The organism is Blautia argi (assembly GCF_003287895.1).
GTDB lineage: Bacteria > Bacillota > Clostridia > Lachnospirales > Lachnospiraceae > Blautia > Blautia argi.
The window spans coordinates 1,884,196-1,903,519 of sequence record NZ_CP030280.1 but is presented as its reverse complement, the minus strand read 5'-3'; the positions used below and the strand labels follow the sequence as shown (position 1 = coordinate 1,903,519).

Below are 19,324 nucleotides of genomic sequence, written 5' to 3'. Positions count from 1 at the left end.
TAATAAGTATATGGGAAAGATAGAAGGTGTACAAATTAAAAATTTCGGCCCGCTAAAAGATGTTGTAATGGGAAAAACCTTAAACAACCAGAAAGGGGAAGCTTTAGGGAATATTACAGCTGTTATCGGACCAAGTGGGAACGGAAAAAGCACATTGGCAGATGCTTTTGGATTTTTGGCAGATTGTCTGGAAATTGGAGTTGAGGCTGCCTGTGATGCGAAAAACAGAGGAGGATTTCAGCAGATTCGTTCACAGGGCATTGATGAGCCTGTGAAATTTGAATTATATTATCGTGAAAAGAATACTATACGTCCAATCACATATGAACTGGAAATTGATGAAGACGCTATGGGGCGTCCATATGTAAAAGAAGAGCGTCTGCGTCAGCGTGTAACAAAAAGAGGCAGACCGTTGTCCTTTTTACTTTTGCAAAATGGTCGTGGTTATGCATATGAAGGAAAAGAAGGTGGAGCAGACGATGATGGACGCAGTGTGCAGGGCGAAAAGGTTGACGTAGAATTAGCTGATATCAGAAAACTTGGTATTGTAACCTTAGGTGCTATGAAGCAATATGAAAGAATTGAGAAGTTTTTAAACTTTTTGAAGAGTTGGTATCTATGCTATTTTTCTCCTGATGCGGCGCGTACATTACAGACGGCAGCTCCGCAGCCATATTTAAATCGAACAGGAAGTAACATAAATAATGTTGCGCAGTATATGTATCGGGAAAATAAGAGAGATTTCACAAAGGTATTAAAGGAAATACAGACAAAATTACCAAATATTGAAAAAATTGAACCTGTAAAATTTGATAATGGTCAAATGATGCTCAAATTTTGGGAAAAGGGTTTTAAAAATGCCTTTTATTCTCCCAAAATGTCAGATGGAACATTGAAATTATTTGCATATTATTTGTTATTGCACGAAAGTAATCCGCGTCAATTAGTATTTATTGAAGAGCCTGAAAATGGATTATATCATCAGTATTTAAAATTATTAGCAGATGAGATGGTAAGAAGCGTAGGAACAGGATATTCAAAACAACTTTTTGTGACAACACATAGTCCTTTCTTTGTAAATGCATTATCTCCGAATAGTGTATGGGTTTTAGAAAAAGGAAAAGATGGATTTTCTAATATCAAACGAGCATCAGAGTATGATTTTGTAAAAGAATTGTCAGGAGAAGGTGTTCCTCTGGGAGATATGTGGTATAGCAGATATTTTGGATAACAGGAGAGAAGTATGTATTTTCAGTTTTTGATAGAAGACAGTTCAACGGAAATTATAGTAAACCATATCATGGAAAAGCTACAGGCAAAATACAAAAATAAATATATTGGTTTTGATACAAAATCTTTTAGAGGTATTGGACATTTACCGACAAAGGGTAGTTTACAAGAGCGAAAAGGGGGGAATTTGTTAAATAATCTCCGGGTATACTTAAGAGGTTTCGACCAATCTTTAAGGAATATGTGATACATGGCAAGTTCTGGCAAATATGGTATATCCGGGAGGATTGGCTGCTTTACAAAAGAAATCCAGAAATAGTTATAGTGAAACGGGAAAAGCAAAATGTGAATGGGCAGATAAAATAGGAAGTGTTTTAAATTTAGAAGAAAATCTGTCACCAAGTTTTCAAAGGTTTTTAAATGAACTTCAGATAAGAATTGAAGCGGCATGACAGATACATAAAAAAAGAAACCTTCAAGCGAATAATTCAGTTTTCTATTCGCTTGAAGGTTTTTTATGGAATTTTGAAATTTCTATGGAGTTGGTTTACTCTTCTTTCTTTTTTCTCACAGAGTTTCTCCAAAACATCAATATGGCAAGAAGCACAATGCCTATGGAGATAAACTGAGAAGTAGAGAGGATACCTACGGTTCCTCTGTCATCAGAACGGAGGAATTCTACCAGAAAACGCCCGATTCCATAAAGCAGCAAATACAAGGCGCCGGTATTGCCCTTTTGTTTGCTGTGTTTGCTATAGAGCAGCAGGATTCCTGTAATGGCAAAATCCCCTGCAGAGGATAAGAGCTGTGTGGGAATCAGAGGAACTCCTGCCGGGGCAAAACTCCCTTCCGGAAAGGTGACGCCCCAGAATGCATGGGTTTCCCGTCCGTAACAACAACCTGCCAGAAAACACCCGATTCGTCCAAACCCCTGCGCAATGGAAACAGAGGGAGCCAGTAAGTCAAAGTATTCCAAAAAGGAAAGCTTTTTGATGCGGCAGTACAGAACAGCGGCAAGGACACCGGCAATGATTCCTCCGTATACCACAAAGCCCTCAGAACCCAACACCTGCATGGGATTTTCCAGAAAACGGTCGAATTCTACCAGTACAAACAAAAGTTTTGCGCCAAGAAAACCGGCGAGGACGCTGAAAATAGCAATGTCCAGAACTGCGTCTTCCTTGTATCCATGTTTTTTCGCACGGTAGGTTCCCATGATGACACACACCACAATGCCCAAGGCAATCATAAGTCCGTATCCATGTATGGTGAAAGGACCTATGGAGAATAAATCATTTTTCATAATTTTTACTCACTTTCTTCTGTTAGATTTTATTTCCCCATTATAACACCTTTTTCCAAAAAAAGCATTATTGTCTTTTGCCACACAGCAATGCTATACTTAAAAACAGTAACTGAAAATTTGAATTTTAAAATGGTAGTGTCAACTGAGTTATGAAAAACTGAGCGATAAGAAAAAGGCTCAGATGAACCTTGAAAATTGCAGATATGTTAGTTTGAGGTAAGTTTACGCCACCCTTGACAGCACGCAAAAGAACTGCTGTAGATAAATCACCGACGGCGAAGAACTCAAGAACAGTTAGAACTTCTTCCGTCGAATACAGCAGTGTAGCAGTTCTTTTGCGTGCCATCAAGGGCAAGCCGAAAGCGTTGCTTTCGATGGCTGGATATATTACCTCAGGCTCGGAATCTAAGAACAATTAGAACTTTCAGTTTGAAGGTTTAAGATGGTCTGTTGTCCTAAGAAAATGAGCAGTTGCCATTTACCTGGCATATTATCAGCGCCATTTAGCATATCAGCTTTGTTGAGTACCTGATAATGATTGTGCTTGTGTGGGCGCAGAAAATTATAGTAAGCAACCCATAAGGCTAAATCGTAATTGGCACCTTCATAATTATCAAAACCATTGGTAGTTCGGTAGGAAACTTTGTAGGTGCGATTGAGACGTTCGATCATCTGTTTATAAGGACGAAATTCTTTTGAAACTTCGTCATCATTGGTTAAACCGATAACCTGTGTGATGGTAAATTTAAAATCATCTTTAAATTTTTTAGCAAACTCCATGGCAGCTAGTGGATATGCACTATATCCATCTGCAATGAATTTAAATTTTTTCGGTAGTTCTGTGAGATGTCGAAAAGCCATTCTCATTGCAAGGATACAGGGACCGACACTTCGGTTGTCTGAGACCTGGTATCCGATGATAGAACGACTTGCAGCATCCATGATAAACCAGATATAAGCTTTGATTCCTCTTACTTTGATATAGGTTTCATCAGCGGTAAAACATCTCCTGTTTTATAGTCATAATGATCACAAAGGGCTTAATGCAAACAGCCGCAGTTTTGCAATAGTTAGCAATCTGCTGATGGGAGATGCTGATGTTGTAAAGGTCTTTTAGTGCTTGGGATGTTTTTCTTAGAGATAATCCAAGGTTGATATGTAGGGTCAGGCAAAGAGACATGACGTGTGCGTTGTGTTTGGAAAATTTTAAGGATGAAGCATTCTTAGGTAGTGAATTTAAATCCATGGTAAAGAAATCTACAGTGAATTCACGGTAGATGTAATGGAGTTTATATTTATTTTTGCCATAGTCCTCTTTTAGATCCTTCTTCTCAACTTTTTTGAGATTGTGCAGATAATAAGGACATTTCGGATTTACACATTTATGTATACGAAAGAACTTGCGATCTTTTTTAGCTACAAGGGTCTTACCACAGTGAGGGCAGATGAAACGAACAGGTGCAGAAGCTACTTCACCTGAGATGAAAGTCTGACCACAAACTTTACACTGGTATTGTCCGTTTCCACCATTGTTGTCATAGATGAAATGGTGTGGAGCACCGCATAAGGGGCAGATGGTATCTTCAGGAATGGATTTTCCATTGCGTCGTTGCACTGGTTTGAGTGATTTGTGATACTTCCATGTATAGTATTCTAGAAGGAATTGCCAGTCCTGTTTGACAAAGGTTTTAATGACCGGAAGTTCATCAACTTTGAATTTTTGATATTTGGGAGAATGAGAATCATCGAAAGCCCACTGTTTAAGAGGATATATCTGCAGATAAAATTTAAAAGCCAGCAGATTTGTTGGTGTTGGTATTGAATAAAAGAAAGTAAGTATTGTATAATGTCCATGAGCATTGGCTCCTTTCGGGGATGTTGGTTTGGCGATTGACATTATACCAAAAAAGGGAGGTCAATGCTCTTTTTATTGCAGATTTCCCTAAAAATCAAGGTTTTTAATAGATTTAAACAATAAAAAATGGGTAGTTTTTGACACTACCTTTAAAATAGAGAGAGCAGTTTTATGAAAATATTACATACCGCAGATTGGCATATTGGAAAGCTTTTAGAAGGAAAAAGTCGATTAAAGGAGCAGGAAGTCGTATTGGGGCAGTTGGTTCGTATGGCAGAGGAAAACCAGGCAGACATGGTCTGTATTGCAGGGGATATTTTCGATAACAGTCACCCTTCTGCCGGAGCGGAAGCCCTTTTATATCAGACTTTAAAGGATTTAAGTGCAAATGGGGAACGGCTTGTGGTGCTGATAGCAGGGAATCATGACCAGCCCTCCAGACTGGAAGCCATTGCGCCTCTTGTAAAAGAACATGGAATTGTCATTTACGGCACACCCAGAACCAGGATTCCCTCCGGAAAATACGGAAAGTTTGAGCTTACTTCTTTGGAAGAGGGCGTTTTTTCTTTTTATCATAAAGAGGAGAAAGGAGTTTTTGTCTGTGTCCCTTATTTAAGTGAGAAATCCCTGAATGAGGTTTTTTATCAATCCGGGGAGGAAGAAGAAAAAGAGGCAAAAAATTATGCCCAAAAACTGGAGGACCTTTTTACCCGGAAAGCACGCTGGTATCAGAAGGACACAGTAAATCTGCTGATGAGCCATGTGTTTACTCTGGGAAGCGTAAAAGATGGCTCTGAACAGGGAATGATGCTTGGAAACAGTTATCTGCTGCCTCCGGAAGTCTTTCCAAAAAGCGCACAGTATGTTGCTCTTGGACACGTCCACAGACCGCAAAAGGTCGTGGGGAGCAAGGGAAGAATTCGCTACAGTGGTTCCCTTCTTCCCTACCGTCTGCAGGAAACAGTGGTCGCAAAACAGTGCTGTCTGATAGAGTTGCACCCAGGCATGGAAGCTCAGGTGCAAGAATTGTATCTGGATAATCCAAAGCCTATTGAAAAATGGGTTTGCAGAAGTTATGAGGAAGCTCTGGAGAAATGTATGGAAAACCGGGAGCGTGCCTGCTATGTGTATTTGCAGATTTATACAGATACCTATATACGGGAGGAACAGCTAAAGGAACTGAAAAAATACAAAGAAGATATTTTGGAAGTGCTTCCTGTGTTTCCTGCACAACAGACAGAGGTGGGTATGACTGCCTTTGCACAAAAGAGCTTTGAAGAACTGTTTCTCGGTTATTACATGGAAAAAAAGGGCGTAGCTCCGGAGCAGGAGATTTTGGATATGCTGCGAGATATTATGGAAAAGGAGGCAGAGTATGAAACCAATCCGAATGAAAATCAGGGGGATTAACAGCTTTTTAGAAGAGCAGGAAATCGATTTTCAGGCGCTGTCCAGTCAGGGACTGTTTGGAATTTTCGGTCCTACGGGAAGTGGAAAGAGCAGTATTTTAGACGGTATGACTCTGGCTCTTTATGGAACCACTGCCAGAAACAGCACGAATTTTATCAATGTAAATGCAGAGAGAGGAACTGTGGAATACACGTTTTCTGTGAAAGAAAAGAAAGAACGGATTTATCAGGTGTTTCGAAGTTTTAAACGCTCAAAGGAAGGAGCTATTCGCAGCCACAGCGCGCGGTTTGCGGAGCTGACGGAAGGAAATGCAGAGATTCTGGCAGATAAGGTGAGCGTTGTAAATGAGAAATGCAGAGAAGTGCTGGGACTGTCAAAAGAAGATTTTTTCCGTACCGTTGTGCTTCCTCAGGGGAAGTTTTCGGAATTTTTGAAGCTGGAGGGAATGGAGCGAAATAAAATGCTGGAGAGACTGTTTCATCTGGAAAAATACGGAGAGCAGATGGCAGTTTTGGTAAAAGAGAGAGCGTCCCTGTGGAATGGGAAATGGCAGGAAAAAGAGGGAGCGATGTCCCGGTATCAGGAAATAGAGCAGGAAGATTTGCAAAGATTGCTAAAAAGGGAGGCAGAACAGAAGGCACTGGCGTCAGAAAAAGAAGAGGAATTAAAAGAAACCCGTAAAAGGCTGGAGCAGGGAGAAAAAGCTGCCGCCCTGGAAGCCGAGTATGAAGCATTGTGTTTGGAGGCAGGCAGACAAAAGGAGAGGGAAGCTGAAATACAGAACCTGCAAAACGAGGAGCAGATGGCAGAAAAGGCCAATGCTTTAAAAGCTTTTAGCAAAGAGGCGAAAGAAGCAGAAGCTGACTGGACATCAGCATGTAAAAAGCAGGAATTGCAAAGAAATATGCTGGAGGAGAAACAGAAAGAGGAAAAGGAAATAAAGGCAGTCAGACAGAGCCTTCAGACGCAGGTGCAGGAAGAATTACCTGCTTTGCAGATAGAGATGGAAAGACTTGCAGAAGCGGCTTCTCTTTTAACACAGCTTCGCAGAGAAGAAACCGGGAAGAAAGAAACCAGAGAAAGACTTTTGCAGACTGCCGCGAGATTAGAAGAATCGAATCTGAAAATGGAAAAGCTTTTGCAGGACATAGAAGCTCGCAAAGCGCAGAAAGAACAGATTGCTGTGGAAGCAGAGGCAAATACAGTTTCTGCCGGGAAGCAGCAGGAAATCGGAGAGGGATACCGTCTTTGCGGAAAAGTAAAAGAAAAGACTGCACGCAGAGAAACTTTGCAGACCCGCCTTGAGGAACTTGTGCAGAAAAGGCAAGAATCACAGAAGCAATATGCGGTGATAAAGGAACAGACAGAGCAGAAGGAAAAAGAAAGACAGGTACTGGAAAAAGAAACAAAGGATTTGCAAAAACAGCAGAGAGCGCTTCCTGATGCAGAGAAAGAAACAGAATATGTTTTAACAGTAAAAGCAGAACAGGAAAAGGCAAGACACCTGCAGCAGGAAATAGAAGAGCAGGAAAAACAGTGCAGGATTTATAAAAAAGAGCAGGCAGAAAGAAAGGAAGAACTGGAAATCTGCCAAAAAGAAAAACAGATATGGGAGAAACGGTATCTGGAACATCTGGCATCAATTCTGGCACTTGAACTTAGGGAAGGACAGCCCTGCCCGGTGTGTGGCAGCATTCATCACGAAAAAAGCGGCGCTCATTTTGAGCAGGAAGAAAGTTCCCGGATTACAACGGAAAAAGAGAAGAGACAGAAAAGAAGCTTCAGAAAGTATATGCGGAGATTTCCCGCCTGGAAGCGCTGGTGAAAAAGGGAGAAGAAAAAGCCGGGGAGACTATGGGGAGCCTGCAGCTTTTAAATAAAAAATGGTTAGAAGAAAATCTGCCGAAGCTGGAAGAGGGACTGCTGGAAAGAAGAAGATTGAGGACTTTCCTGGAAGAGCAGCTTCTTTTAAAGGAAAAGAGCCGTGAAAAACTGGAAGAGGCACTGTTGGATTTACAGACAAAAAAAACAAGGGCAGAAGCGGAACAGGTACATCAAACAACCAGGGAACAGGAAATGCAGGAAGAAATTCGTCTTTTGAAAAAAGAGGAAGAGCAGGAAATTCAAAAGCTTTCAGAATTAAAGAAAAAAAGCCAGGTGCAGGATTTTGAAATTGCCTATGAAAATTTACAGGAGAAAAATCGTATCCGGGAGGAAAAACAGCAGCAAATAAAGCTTTTGGAGGCTGCCATTACTGCCCGGGTACAAAATAAGGAAAAGGGGGAGGGACTGATTCAGGGGATAAAGGAGGAAAAAGCCCGTCTGGAGATCACGCTGGCAAAGCAGACAGAGAGAATCGAAGAGCTGGAAAAACAGGTACAGGCAAAGGCCGGTTCCTGCAAAGAACCTGAAAAGCGGTGCAGAGAACTCCGGGAAAAGACGGAGAAAATTCGGAAAGACTATGCAGAGGTTCAGAAGCGGGCAGAAAGCCTGACAAGAGAGCTGGAAGCCGTCAGCCGTGACTTTGCAGCCGGAGAAGCACTTTTAGAAGCTCTGGAGGCGGAGTTTTGTAGAAAACAGAAGATTTTACAGGAAAAAATGCAGGAATACGGCATCGCAGAGGAAAGCTGGATTGTGCTGTATCAAAGAGAGGAAGACCAACTGCTGCAGCTGAGAAAGCAGATAGAAACGTATAGAGAAACCTGTATGAAGCTGCAAGTGCGCTTAGAAGAAATCCAGAAGCAGAGGAGAGTTCTTCCCACTTTGGAGATACCCCTTAAAGTTCTAAAAGAAAAGGTCAGGAGTCTGGAAGAGGAAAATGCCGGGGGAAACCGGGAACTGGGAAGTCTGAAACAGCAGATTTGCCATTTGACTAAAGCATTGAAAGAAAAGGAAAAGCTGGAAACAGAACAGAAAGAAATTCTGCATAAGCTGGATATTCTGGCAGAACTGGAAGGGCTGTTTCGAGGAAAACGTTTTGTGGAATATGTATCCCGGTATTATCTGGAATATGTTTCCAGAGAGGCAAATGTGCAGCTAAAAGAAATGACAGGGGGCAGCTATGGTTTGGAAACAGACGGAAACGGTCTGTTTATTATACGGGATTACAAAAATGGTGGAGTTTCCAGACCGGCTTCTACCTTGTCGGGAGGAGAAACGTTTATGGCTTCCCTTGCCCTTGCTCTTGCTCTCTCATCCCAGATTCAGATGAAAGGAGCAGCTCCTCTGGAATTCTTCTTTTTAGACGAGGGCTTTGGTACACTGGACGAATCGTGTCTGGAAGTGGTGATGGAAGCGTTGGAAAAAATCAGAAATAGAAAAAGAAGTGTGGGAATCATTACCCATGTGGAGGAGATTAAGGCAAGGATTCCCATGCATCTGATTGTAGAGCCTGCAAGGCTGGGAGAAGGCGGCAGTAAGGTACGGATAGAAGAAGCCTGAGTTCCATGGATTAGCGAAACAGTCGACGTATCTGCCGTTTGTCAATGTCTGTGATTCGTTTTAGAGGAATTCCCGCAGCAGCAAAGGCTTTGTTTTTTAAGTGATCCCTTCTTTTGGCGTCTTTTGTTTCGTGGGTGGTGTCGTCCAGTTCAATGGCGAAAAGTACATACAAGTCCTTATCACAAATGACAAAATCTACATGCTTCTGGGCGATTTTGTGAAAATATTTCATATATTGCTTTTTGTCCGTGACAGCCAGCAAATCTTTGACACCAACCTTGGGACATATGATATAATGGTATTCATCTGCAACTTCCTTTAAGAGGAGGTAGAAACGATATTCTCTTTTGGTAAGCAGGTGTTTTGCTGCATAGGGGTAATAATTTCTCTTGTGCAGCAGGACAAAAAACAGGATCAGTAGCAGCAACAGAACGCTGCCCAGTATATAAGAAAGTGGATTCATCTGTAAGTACCTCCGTAGAATAAAGCGAATGTATGTTCGATATATTTTATTATAAAGGATTCCAAAGAAAAATGCAAGGAGAAAAGAAAAATGATTACACATGAGGAAATTGAAGAATTTATCTGCCAGTATCCGGTATACCAATACGCCTTTTTTGACCCGAAGGAAATTGCCTTTTCTTTCCGGGTGAGGTGGATTTGCGAAAAGGAATGTGAACGTTATAATTCCACCTGGGCCTGTCCACCTGCAGTGGGAACCGTGGAGGAGTGTCGGAAGCGCTGTCTGAGCTACAGAGAATGTTTTCTCTTTTCCACCATTGCCGAAGTTTCAGATGTGATTAATTTTGAAGAAACATTGGCTACCAGAAAAGAGCATGAGGCTATTACGGCTGCCATAGAAGGATTTATCCGACAGCAGGGCAGTGCCTGCATGGCATTGTCCACAGAATCCTGTGATATCTGCGAAGAATGTACCTTCCCTAAGGGACTCCCCTGCCGGTTTCCTGAGAAAATGCACCCGTGTGTAGAGAGTCATGGGATTATTGTGTCAGAATTGGCAGAAAAGTATGATATGGAATTTACCTTAAGTGCAAATCAGATTCTGTGGTTTGGTATTCTTTTTATAAAATAGACATATGTTGTAAGGAACAGAACTTCCGGGGGCATGAAGATGAAAGGAAAACTGCATGAACTTGCAGGAAAGCTGGGAGATTCGCTGCAGATTCCAAAGGACTTGTCTTATCAGGATCCTGTGTTGACGCTTACCGGCGCCAGGGAACTGTATATTGAGAATTATAAGTGTATCCGCCAGTATCAGGATACCTGTATTATCCTGCTGTCCGGACATCATAAAATTCAGATAGAGGGAAAAAATCTGGTGATTGCCTATTATACAGATGTAGAGATGAAAATAACTGGAGAAATCAGCGGAATTTTATTTTTATGAGGAGGTTGCACCTTGCAGGACTGGAAAGCTTACCGCAAAGGGTATGTACGCATTTGCATCTGTGCGGACAGCCCGGAGCGGTTTTTGAATTTATGCGCTTATCACAAAATCAGGGTCTGGAATCTGATGCAGAAAGGAAATAAACTGGAAATGAACTTGTCCGTAAAGGATTTTTACGGGTTGAAGAAAATATGCCAAAAGACACACACCAGAATCAAAATTACAGGAAAATATGGACTGCCCTTCTTTTTTTACCGCAACAAAAAAAGAAAGGCATTTTTTATCGGGATTTTTATAGGCTTTTTTCTGCTGGCAGTTCTTTCCCGGCATATCTGGAACATTCATGTAGAGGGAAATATACATAACAGCACCCAGAGTATTCTCCGTTATCTGGAACAACTTGATATTGAACACGGGGTTTTGAAAAAAGAACTGGACTGCGGAGCGATTGCAGAAAAGCTGAGAGGGGAGTTTCCCAATATTACCTGGGTGTCTGCACGGATTTCTGGCAGCAGACTGATTCTGGAAATCCGTGAGAATGACAATATTTATCAGGGAAAAGACAAAAAGGAGGGGAGGGCCTGCGACCTTGTAGCCTTGCGGAGCGGACGTATTGTTTCTATGATAACCCGTAGGGGAACTCCGGTAAAAAAGGCAGGGGATATCTGCACAAAAGGAGAAGTGCTGGTTCGCGGAACGCTGGATATCCAAAATGACAGTAAGGAGCTGGTGCGCCAGGAATATACACAGGCAGACGCTGATGTTTTTATTGAATACGAGTTAGAGTATTATCAGGAATTTCCCATGAAATACAGAAAACCGGTTTATACAGGAGAAAAAAAGAAGGGATATGTATTGCAGATAGGGGATTACTGTTTGGATACAAAAAGGAAAGCCTCCTGGAAGGAATTTGATACCATTACGAGCCTCAAGCAGGTACGTCTTACGGAAAATTTCCAGCTGCCTGTTTTTTATGGTACCAGTACGGATTATGCCTATCAGACAGAAATTTTCACCTATACGCCAGAGGAGGCAAGAGAGAGGGCAAAGAAGCGTCTGAACCTGGTTTTGGAAAGTTTCCGGCAAAAGGGGGTTCAAATATCTGCAAATCATGTTAAAATAGGAATACAGAACGGAATTTGCAGGGCAAAAGGCAGTATATCCGTCATTGAAGAGGCAGGAGAGGAAGTCCCGATACAGATTCCGGAGCAGCCGACAGAAAGGAATACAGACTTAAATGAGTAATATTTGTGAAGAAAAAATGGAATTACCTGCAGAGCATGAGAGAAATGTGTTCGGTCAGTTTGATGAACATGTAAAAAAGCTGGAGAGAGCTTTAGGAGTTACTGTAATTTCCAGAGATGGACAGATTAAGATTTTAGGCCCCAGACCCTCCTGTGACCAGGCAGTAAAAATACTGAAGGAATTTCTGGAATTATCCCAGAGAGGAAACACTATTACCCAGCAAAATGTCAATTATGCACTTTCTCTTGCCATGGAGGAGAGAACCTCTGCTATTACAGAGATTGACAAAGACTGCATCTGCCATACTTTAAGCGGCAGACCGATTAAGCCAAAAACTCTGGGACAGAAGACATATGTAGACGAGATACGAAAGAAAATGATTGTATTTGGCATGGGACCTGCGGGGACAGGAAAGACCTATCTTGCTATGGCAATGGCGATTACAGCCTTTAAAAATGATGAGGTGGGAAGGATTATCCTTACCCGCCCGGCTATTGAGGCAGGGGAAAAATTAGGCTTTCTGCCAGGAGATTTACAGAGTAAGATAGATCCGTATCTGCGTCCTCTTTATGATGCCCTGTACGAAATCATGGGAGCAGACAGTTTTGCCAAAAACATGGAAAAGGGGCTGATAGAAGTAGCGCCTCTGGCCTATATGAGAGGAAGAACCCTGGATAATGCCTTTATTATTCTGGACGAGGCCCAGAATACCACTCCGGCGCAGATGAAAATGTTCCTTACCAGAATTGGTTTTGGTTCAAAGGTAATCGTGACAGGCGACCTCTCCCAAAAAGACCTGCCATCAGGAACCCGTTCCGGTTTGGACGTTGCTCTGCGTGTGCTTCGCAAGGTAGAGGACATTGCTTTTTGTGAACTGACAAACAAAGACGTGGTGCGTCACCCTCTGGTGCAGAAAATTGTACAGGCTTATGATGAATACGAGAAAAAGGAGAAGCCGGAGAAAAAAGAGGTCCGAAAAGAAAAGTTCGGCAGAAATGACAGGAGAAGATAAGTATGACTTTAAATATTGAAATGGAATACGAAACCCCTCTGGATTTTGATTATGAGGAGCTGGCAAAAAAGGTAACAGAGGCGGCTCTGGATTACGAGAACTGCCCTTATGAGGCGGAAATCAATCTGGTTTTGACCGGAAATGAGGAAATTCAGAGAACAAACAGGGAATTTCGGGAGATCGACCGTATTACCGACGTGTTGTCTTTCCCCATGTTAGATTTTGAAACTCCGGCAGATTTTTCCCATGCAGAGGAAGACGCCTCCTGTTTCCATCCGGATACCGGGGAGCTTTTGCTGGGAGATATTATGATTTGTGTTCCCAGAATGCAGGAGCAGGCAGAAAGCTATGGACACGGACAGGTGCGGGAGTTTGCCTTTCTCATTGCTCACAGTATGCTGCATCTTATGGGATATGACCATATGACTCCAGAGGAAGCAGCAGTCATGGAAAAGAAACAGGCAGAAATACTGGAAGGTCTGAGAATTACCAGATAAGGAAATGAATAAAAGAGAAGAAAACAGTCGATACTATATTCTGAACAGAGGGAAACAACCATTCAGATAAGGGAGGTTCTTATGAAAAGAATAATCTACGGTGTCGGCTTTTTTCTTGCTGTGCTGTTTTTCAGTACAGGTTTTATGCTCAGCTATCAAGTGGCAGATTTAAAAGACAGAATTTATGATTTGGAGGAGAGCAGCGCCCAGGTGCAGCAGCAGGTATCCGCCTCTGTAAATCCAAAAGGGCAGACCTTTGTTTTTCAGCGCTATGACCAGGGAACATTAAAGGAGGAGCGCTACCGCATGATGTCTTATGGAGAGAAACGGGTGGTGTTGCAGCAGGAAAGAACAGAAGAAACCAGGAAACATGCAAAAGAGGGGTATCAGCTTCGTCTGGAGGAAGGCTGTGTGGTTGTGTATGAAAAGCCCGGAAATACGGTTTTTGAATATACGGATATCCCGTTGGAAGCTTTGCCAAAAGAACTGCAGTCCGAAGTGCTTTTGGGAAAGGATATAAAGACACAGGACGAGCTGTACAGCTTTTTAGAGAATTATTCCAGCTAAATGCTATGTTCCGTAAACACTGTCTGGACGAATTTTTTAAAATAGTGTACTATATACAGGACAGTATACCATAAGAAAAAGGAAAGCTTCAACGAGGTAGCATACACATGAATATTCGGGAAAAACTAAAGGATAAAAAAAGAATTGTTATCAAAATCGGCTCTTCTTCCCTGACTCATCAGGAAAACGGAAGACTGGATTTGATAAAAATGGAGATTCTGGTAAGAGAGCTGGCAGATTTGCACAACCAGGGGAAGGACGTGATTGTGGTATCCTCTGGTGCCATTGCCGTGGGAAGAGCGGTTATGGGCATACAGGAAAAGCCCACAGAGCTGGCGGAAAAACAGGCATGCGCGTCTATCGGACAGGCGCGTCTTATGATGATTTATCAGAAACTGTTTGCAGAATATAACCAGACAGCAGCCCAGGTTTTAATGACAAAATACACGATGATTAATGACATCACAAGGGAAAATGCCAGAAACACCTTTAACAGTCTTCTGGATATGGGAGCCATTCCTGTGGTAAATGAAAACGATACCGTTTCCACAGATGAAATCCAGTATGTAAATACATTTGGAGATAACGATACCCTGTCCGCTCTGGTAGCAGCGCTTACAGGAGCAGATATGCTGATTCTTCTTTCAGATATAGACGGACTGTTTACAGATGACCCTAATGTGAATCCAGATGCACAGTTCATTGATGTAGTGGAAGAGCTGGACAGACACTTTCTGGAAATGGGAAAGGGGTCTTCCGGCAGCAAGGTGGGAACCGGGGGAATGGCTACCAAGTTGGCAGCAGCTCAGATTGCAGCAGCAGCAGGCACGGACATGGTCATTGCCAACGGCAGTGATTTCCATGTGATTCATAAAATTATGCAGGGAAGAAAGCATGGAACGTTGTTCCTGTCGCGCGACAGAGAGGACGCAGAGCTTCGTAGAATGTTTGAAAATCTGTAGGACTTTTAGAAACGAAAATGGATAGGATAAAAAGGAGAAATTACATAGCATGAATCAGGAAAAAATTAACAGAATCAATGAGCTTGCGAGAAAATCCAAAGGAGAAGGACTTACACCCGAGGAAAAAGAAGAGCAGAAAAAGCTTCGTACAGAATACATTGCCAATATCCGTATGAATTTAAGGGCACAGCTTGACAACATCAGTGTACAGGAAGATGATGGAAGCATTACGAATTTAGGAGAAAAATATGGACTCAAAAAAGGAAATTAGAAAATATATTTTTGGAAGAAGAAAAGAAACTTCTGTAGAGGAAGTGGAGGAAAACAGCAGGGTTATTTGCGAAAAGATTCTTGCTCTTCCGGAATTTCAGCAGGCAGACTGTGTGTACGCTTATGCGGATTATAATAAAGAGGTTATTACAAAAGGCATTATAGAAGCTGCGTGGAAGGCGGGAAAGCGGGTAGCGGTTCCAAAGGTCACGGGAGCCCATGAAATGAAATACTACTATATTACGTCTTTTGACCAGCTCTCTCCCGGATATTTTCAGATTCCGGAGCCGAGTGAAGGAGAAGAGGCTTTAGAGGAAACGGCGTTTCTTGTGGTACCGGGTGTTGCTTTTGACATTAACCGCCACAGAGCAGGCTATGGGCAGGGATTTTATGACCGCTATTTAAGTCAGCACCCAAAGCATAAAACCGTTGCAGTTGCCTTTGAATTTCAGATTGTGGAGGAGGTTCCGGCAGAAGTAACGGATATTTTTCCTCAGAAAGTTGTGACAGAGGCGCGGGTGATTGAGTAGGCATGCAAAGCTATAAACATGAATTTATATCCCCCAATGAAATGTTGGAGGTTTATCTGGATTTTCGCATAGATACAGGAAGTGTTATAAATAAACATTTTCATGACTGGATTGAAATCGTATATCTGATTCATGGGGACTTGGAATTTCAGGACAATAACCAGGTACGTCAGTTAAAAGAAGGCGAATTTGTAGTGGTAAATCCCATGAGCATTCATTCCACAAAGTGTTTGTCCGGAAATACCGCAATTTTATTACAGATTCCGGTGACATTTTTGGAAAAACTGGTGCCGGATATTCGGCAGTATGTATTTTCTATTGATTATCATTCAAAGGATCCGCGGGTACAGACAAAGCTGCGTGAAATCGGAAGCACCTTACAAAATCTGTGGATTGCTTATCAGTTTCAGGTAGAAGGATATCAGTTCCGATGTTATAGTCTGATTTTTGAATTACTTTATATTTTGATTCATTCTTTTTCCTATAAAGTGAACCAGAAAGAATTGTATCGAAATCAGAAGAATATGAAACGGATTCAGTTTATTATGGAATATGTTACACAGCATTATACAGAAGCTATCAGTATTTCAGAAATTGCGGATAAGGTTGGATTGAATGAAATCTATTTTTCGCGCTTTTTTAAAAAGAGTATGGGAATTACATTTTTGGAGTACTTATACAGAGTGCGATTAGAAAAAATATATACAGATTTGCTGAATACGGATTTGAATATACGGGAAATCTGCGAGCGTCACGGATTTTATAACGAAAAGGTATTCCGACGTATGTTTCGGGAGTTATATGGCTGTTCTCCCAGGGACGTGTACAGAAAATAAGAGAAAACAGGTCAAAACAAATTGAAAAAGTTTGTTTTGACCTGTTTTTTGGTTTGTAAAAAGACTGTTTTCCCGAAGCTGACTGGTATATAATAAGGCTATCAAAAGAATTCATGAATTCTAAAATATCTGGATAAATCACAGTATAAATGTTTGAATGATTAGGAAATAAGAGGAGAAGAAAATGAATATCAAAGGTGTTAATTTGGGGAATTGGCTAGTGCTGGAAAAATGGATGAGTCCGGCATTATTTGAAGGAACAACTGCCGAAGATGAATATTATCTGCCCAGACAGCTGTCAAAAGAAGTTTATGAAGCCAGAATAAAGCTACATCGCAATTCCTATATTACGGAGCGCGATTTTGCAGAAATTAAATCATTTGGTCTGGATATGGTACGCATTCCCATACCGTACTTTATCTTTGGAGATTGTCTTCCATTTCTTGGCTGTACAGAAGAACTGGATAAAGCATTTGCATGGGCAGCAAAATATGGATTGCAGATTTTAATTGACCTTCATACTGTTCCGGGAAGTCAGAATGGATTCGACAATGGCGGTCTGTCCGGAGTTGTTAAATGGGCCCAACAGCCAGAAAGTGTAGAATTCACCCTGCAGGTTCTGGAAAAACTTGCGAAAAGATATGGGGAAAAGGAAGCACTGTGGGGAATTGAGATTTTAAACGAACCTTTGACAGAAAAAGCATGGGATACCTTTAATAGCTTAGAGCGATATCCGGCAGTGGATCCGGAAATGGCAAAGGGAAGCGCACCGGTACAGATAAAATTTTTGAAAGCGTTTTATAAAGAGGCATATGGACGTATGCGTAAATATATGCCTAAAGAGAAAGCAGTTGTTTTTCACGACGGATTTGATATTTATGCCTGGAAAGACTTTATGCAGGAGGAAGAATTCCAAAACGTAGTACTGGATACCCACCAATATCTTATGGTTGCAGAGATGGACGGCTGTCAACAGAACCTGGAGGCGTATACAACCTATGTAAAAGAGGTATTGGAGCCAATGATAGAAGAGATGGAGCAATATTTTCCTGTGATTTGCGGCGAGTGGTGCCTGTTTAATTCTTTGGCCTGCGGTCATGATACCAAGGGAGGACGTTCAGTGTTAAATGGTATGGAAGGCATTGCAGAAGAAGCCTTTACACCGGAAGAAAAGAAGAAAATTTACAGAACCCTGGCAGATGTACAGCTTGCCGCATGGGAAAAGGGAAGCGGATATTTCTATTGGAATTATAAACTGCTTCTTGATACGGTAAATGATTCCAACTGGATAGGCTGGGACGCCTGGGATTTGGGAAAATGTGTTGCGCAGGGGTGGTTTCCGGTGCAAGAGAATACAGAAAGCTGAGGAATGAGAAATGGAAAGAAAAAATAAACAGACGTTTGCAAGACTTGCAGAACGATTTTCATATGGCTGCGGTGACTTTGGCTGTAATATTATTTATACGGCAATGTCAGCATTCCTGTTATTTTATTATACAGATTATGCTGGAGTAAACGCTGCTGCAGTGGGAACGATTATGCTGATTTCCAGAGTGTTTGACGGAATCAGTGATATCATTATGGGGGTGATTGTAGACAGAACAAAATCAAAATTCGGTAAAGCAAGACCCTGGCTCCTTCGCATGTGTATTCCCTTTGCTATTTCCGGAATTTTGCTCTTCTCCGTCCCCACAGACTGGGCAGAAACACCAAAGCTAGTGTATGTATTTATTACCTATAATTTAGTATCGACAGTTATTTATACAGCTATTAATGTACCGTATTCGGCATTGAATGCCTTGATGACACAGGACGCGTATGAACGCTCTGTGCTGAGTATTTTCCGAAACCTTCTGGCAACGGCAGGAACCCTGCTTATCAATACATTCACTCTTCCATTAGTCGAAAAATTTGGAGATAACGCATCTGCATGGACAAAGACCTTTTGTGTATTCGGTGTGGTAGCAGTTGCAGCATTTTTAATTAATTTCTTTGGGACAAAGGAACGTGTAAAACCGGTTGCTCAGGAAAATGGGCAGGTAAAAGATGTTCCGTTTAAGGAAGGAGTTAAAGCTCTGTTTCAAAACAAATATTGGATTATGATGACAGGAATGTTGGCCTTGTTCTTTTTGATGTATTCGGTAAATGGAGGCGCTACTGTCTTTTATGCAAAAGATATCCTGGGAAGCAGAGATCTTGTGGCAACCATTAATGGTATTTTTAATGTAGTACAGATTGCGGGAATGTTTTTTATTGCCATGCTGGTAAAAAAACTTGGTAAGAGAAATGTGTTTGCGGTAGGGCTGGTTCTCGATATTGTGGGAATGCTTATTTTAAATTTTTCCGGAGGTTCTATGACGCTGATTGTTGTATCCAGTATTATCAGAGGGATTGGCAATTCCTGCGGAGGAGCAACCATGTGGGCAATGGTATCCGATACCATTGATTATGGTGAGTGGAAAACAGGATATCGTACAGAGGGCCTTGTAAACAGCGCATGCAGCTTTGGCTATAAAATCGGAAATGGCATTGGTTCTGCTTTATTAGGTGTCATTCTGGAAGCAGGAGGTTATGTGGGAGAAGCATTGGTGCAGACACCGGAAGCTCTGTTCTCTATTAAAATTTGCTTTGTGTGGATTCCGATTGTCGTTTATGTAATTGGTTTGGTTATTATGAAATTCTGGAATCTGGATAAAGAATTTGATGGAATTCTTGCAGAGCTTCAGGCGCGTAAAGCAGGAAACAGAAAATAACG

Annotated in this window: 20 protein-coding genes and 1 pseudogene; 18 read left to right on the top strand and 3 right to left on the bottom strand. The window is 41.7% G+C overall.

The features are described from left to right. Window positions 1–10: 10 nt before the first annotated feature. The 3 genes from DQQ01_RS09290 to DQQ01_RS09280 are packed head-to-tail and all read left to right on the top strand — an operon-like array spanning window position 11 to window position 1,682. A complete protein-coding gene (locus DQQ01_RS09290; RefSeq protein WP_111919799.1) occupies window positions 11–1,231 on the top strand; it encodes an AAA family ATPase in 1,221 nt (406 codons plus the stop codon). A gap of 12 nt (window positions 1,232–1,243) precedes the next feature. After that, window positions 1,244–1,477 carry a hypothetical protein gene (locus DQQ01_RS09285; RefSeq protein ID WP_111919798.1) on the top strand — a complete coding sequence of 78 codons (234 nt, stop codon included), beginning with the start codon at window positions 1,244–1,246 and terminating at the stop codon, window positions 1,475–1,477. 40 nt (window positions 1,478–1,517) lie between these two features. Further along, on the top strand, window positions 1,518–1,682 hold the full coding sequence (locus tag DQQ01_RS09280; protein WP_207657621.1) for a hypothetical protein: 165 nt from the start codon (window positions 1,518–1,520) through the stop codon (window positions 1,680–1,682). Window positions 1,683–1,777: 95 nt separating this feature from the next. Here the strand turns inward: DQQ01_RS09280 and DQQ01_RS09275 are convergent, their stop codons facing one another. Both DQQ01_RS09275 and DQQ01_RS18140 read right to left on the bottom strand, forming a co-directional pair. Beyond that, window positions 1,778–2,533, bottom strand: a complete 756-nt coding sequence (locus DQQ01_RS09275; RefSeq protein ID WP_111919796.1) for a prolipoprotein diacylglyceryl transferase — start codon at window positions 2,531–2,533, stop codon at window positions 1,778–1,780. Between the two features lie 408 nt (window positions 2,534–2,941). Continuing rightward, window positions 2,942–4,390 (bottom strand): annotated as a pseudogene (locus DQQ01_RS18140) (DDE-type integrase/transposase/recombinase). Between the two features lie 172 nt (window positions 4,391–4,562). Between DQQ01_RS18140 and DQQ01_RS09260 the strand changes: the two are divergent. The 3 genes from DQQ01_RS09260 to DQQ01_RS09250 are packed head-to-tail and all read left to right on the top strand — an operon-like array spanning window position 4,563 to window position 9,242. Continuing rightward, window positions 4,563–5,801 carry a metallophosphoesterase family protein gene (locus tag DQQ01_RS09260; RefSeq protein ID WP_111919794.1) on the top strand — a complete coding sequence of 413 codons (1,239 nt, stop codon included), beginning with the start codon at window positions 4,563–4,565 and terminating at the stop codon, window positions 5,799–5,801. Further along, window positions 5,767–7,626 (top strand): AAA family ATPase, encoded by a 1,860-nt coding sequence (locus DQQ01_RS09255; protein WP_111919793.1) that lies wholly within the window; start codon window positions 5,767–5,769, stop codon window positions 7,624–7,626. The genes DQQ01_RS09260 and DQQ01_RS09255 overlap by 35 nt, the downstream gene beginning before the upstream one ends. Next, window positions 7,623–9,242 carry an SbcC/MukB-like Walker B domain-containing protein gene (locus tag DQQ01_RS09250; protein ID WP_111919792.1) on the top strand — a complete coding sequence of 540 codons (1,620 nt, stop codon included), beginning with the start codon at window positions 7,623–7,625 and terminating at the stop codon, window positions 9,240–9,242. Before DQQ01_RS09255 ends, DQQ01_RS09250 begins: the two co-directional genes overlap by 4 nt. A gap of 10 nt (window positions 9,243–9,252) precedes the next feature. Here the strand turns inward: DQQ01_RS09250 and DQQ01_RS09245 are convergent, their stop codons facing one another. After that, window positions 9,253–9,705, bottom strand: a complete 453-nt coding sequence (locus DQQ01_RS09245) for a DUF2726 domain-containing protein (protein ID WP_111919791.1) — start codon at window positions 9,703–9,705, stop codon at window positions 9,253–9,255. A 90-nt stretch (window positions 9,706–9,795) separates the two neighbouring features. On the opposite strand from DQQ01_RS09245, the gene DQQ01_RS09240 reads away from it, so the two are divergent. From DQQ01_RS09240 to DQQ01_RS09185, 12 genes are all read left to right on the top strand, one after another. Beyond that, entirely contained in the window at window positions 9,796–10,335 is a 540-nt protein-coding gene (locus DQQ01_RS09240; protein ID WP_111919790.1) for a DUF2284 domain-containing protein, read from the top strand. A gap of 39 nt (window positions 10,336–10,374) precedes the next feature. Next, window positions 10,375–10,650 carry a YabP/YqfC family sporulation protein gene (locus DQQ01_RS09235; protein WP_111919789.1) on the top strand — a complete coding sequence of 92 codons (276 nt, stop codon included), beginning with the start codon at window positions 10,375–10,377 and terminating at the stop codon, window positions 10,648–10,650. 12 nt (window positions 10,651–10,662) lie between these two features. Further along, window positions 10,663–11,895, top strand: a complete 1,233-nt coding sequence (yqfD, locus tag DQQ01_RS09230) for a sporulation protein YqfD (RefSeq protein WP_111919788.1) — start codon at window positions 10,663–10,665, stop codon at window positions 11,893–11,895. Further along, the gene (locus tag DQQ01_RS09225) at window positions 11,888–12,907 is read left to right on the top strand and encodes a PhoH family protein (RefSeq protein ID WP_111919787.1); all 1,020 of its coding nucleotides are present in this window, start codon (window positions 11,888–11,890) and stop codon (window positions 12,905–12,907) included. Before yqfD ends, DQQ01_RS09225 begins: the two co-directional genes overlap by 8 nt. A gap of 2 nt (window positions 12,908–12,909) precedes the next feature. After that, a complete protein-coding gene (gene ybeY / locus DQQ01_RS09220; RefSeq protein ID WP_111919786.1) occupies window positions 12,910–13,404 on the top strand; it encodes an rRNA maturation RNase YbeY in 495 nt (164 codons plus the stop codon). 81 nt (window positions 13,405–13,485) lie between these two features. Further along, window positions 13,486–13,971, top strand: a complete 486-nt coding sequence (locus tag DQQ01_RS09215) for a hypothetical protein (RefSeq protein ID WP_111919785.1) — start codon at window positions 13,486–13,488, stop codon at window positions 13,969–13,971. A gap of 107 nt (window positions 13,972–14,078) precedes the next feature. Beyond that, window positions 14,079–14,933, top strand: a complete 855-nt coding sequence (gene proB / locus DQQ01_RS09210; protein WP_111919784.1) for a glutamate 5-kinase — start codon at window positions 14,079–14,081, stop codon at window positions 14,931–14,933. 49 nt (window positions 14,934–14,982) lie between these two features. Then, window positions 14,983–15,204 (top strand): DUF896 domain-containing protein, encoded by a 222-nt coding sequence (locus tag DQQ01_RS09205; protein ID WP_111919783.1) that lies wholly within the window; start codon window positions 14,983–14,985, stop codon window positions 15,202–15,204. Next, a complete protein-coding gene (locus DQQ01_RS09200) occupies window positions 15,182–15,733 on the top strand; it encodes a 5-formyltetrahydrofolate cyclo-ligase (RefSeq protein WP_111919782.1) in 552 nt (183 codons plus the stop codon). Before DQQ01_RS09205 ends, DQQ01_RS09200 begins: the two co-directional genes overlap by 23 nt. Window positions 15,734–15,735: 2 nt before the next feature. Then, the gene (locus DQQ01_RS09195) at window positions 15,736–16,569 is read left to right on the top strand and encodes an AraC family transcriptional regulator (RefSeq protein ID WP_111919781.1); all 834 of its coding nucleotides are present in this window, start codon (window positions 15,736–15,738) and stop codon (window positions 16,567–16,569) included. A 184-nt stretch (window positions 16,570–16,753) separates the two neighbouring features. After that, complete coding sequence (locus DQQ01_RS09190) at window positions 16,754–17,935, top strand: glycoside hydrolase family 5 protein (RefSeq protein ID WP_111919780.1); 1,182 nt, start codon at window positions 16,754–16,756, stop codon at window positions 17,933–17,935. A 10-nt stretch (window positions 17,936–17,945) separates the two neighbouring features. Next, window positions 17,946–19,322 carry an MFS transporter gene (locus DQQ01_RS09185; RefSeq protein ID WP_111919779.1) on the top strand — a complete coding sequence of 459 codons (1,377 nt, stop codon included), beginning with the start codon at window positions 17,946–17,948 and terminating at the stop codon, window positions 19,320–19,322. Window positions 19,323–19,324 lie beyond the last annotated feature (2 nt).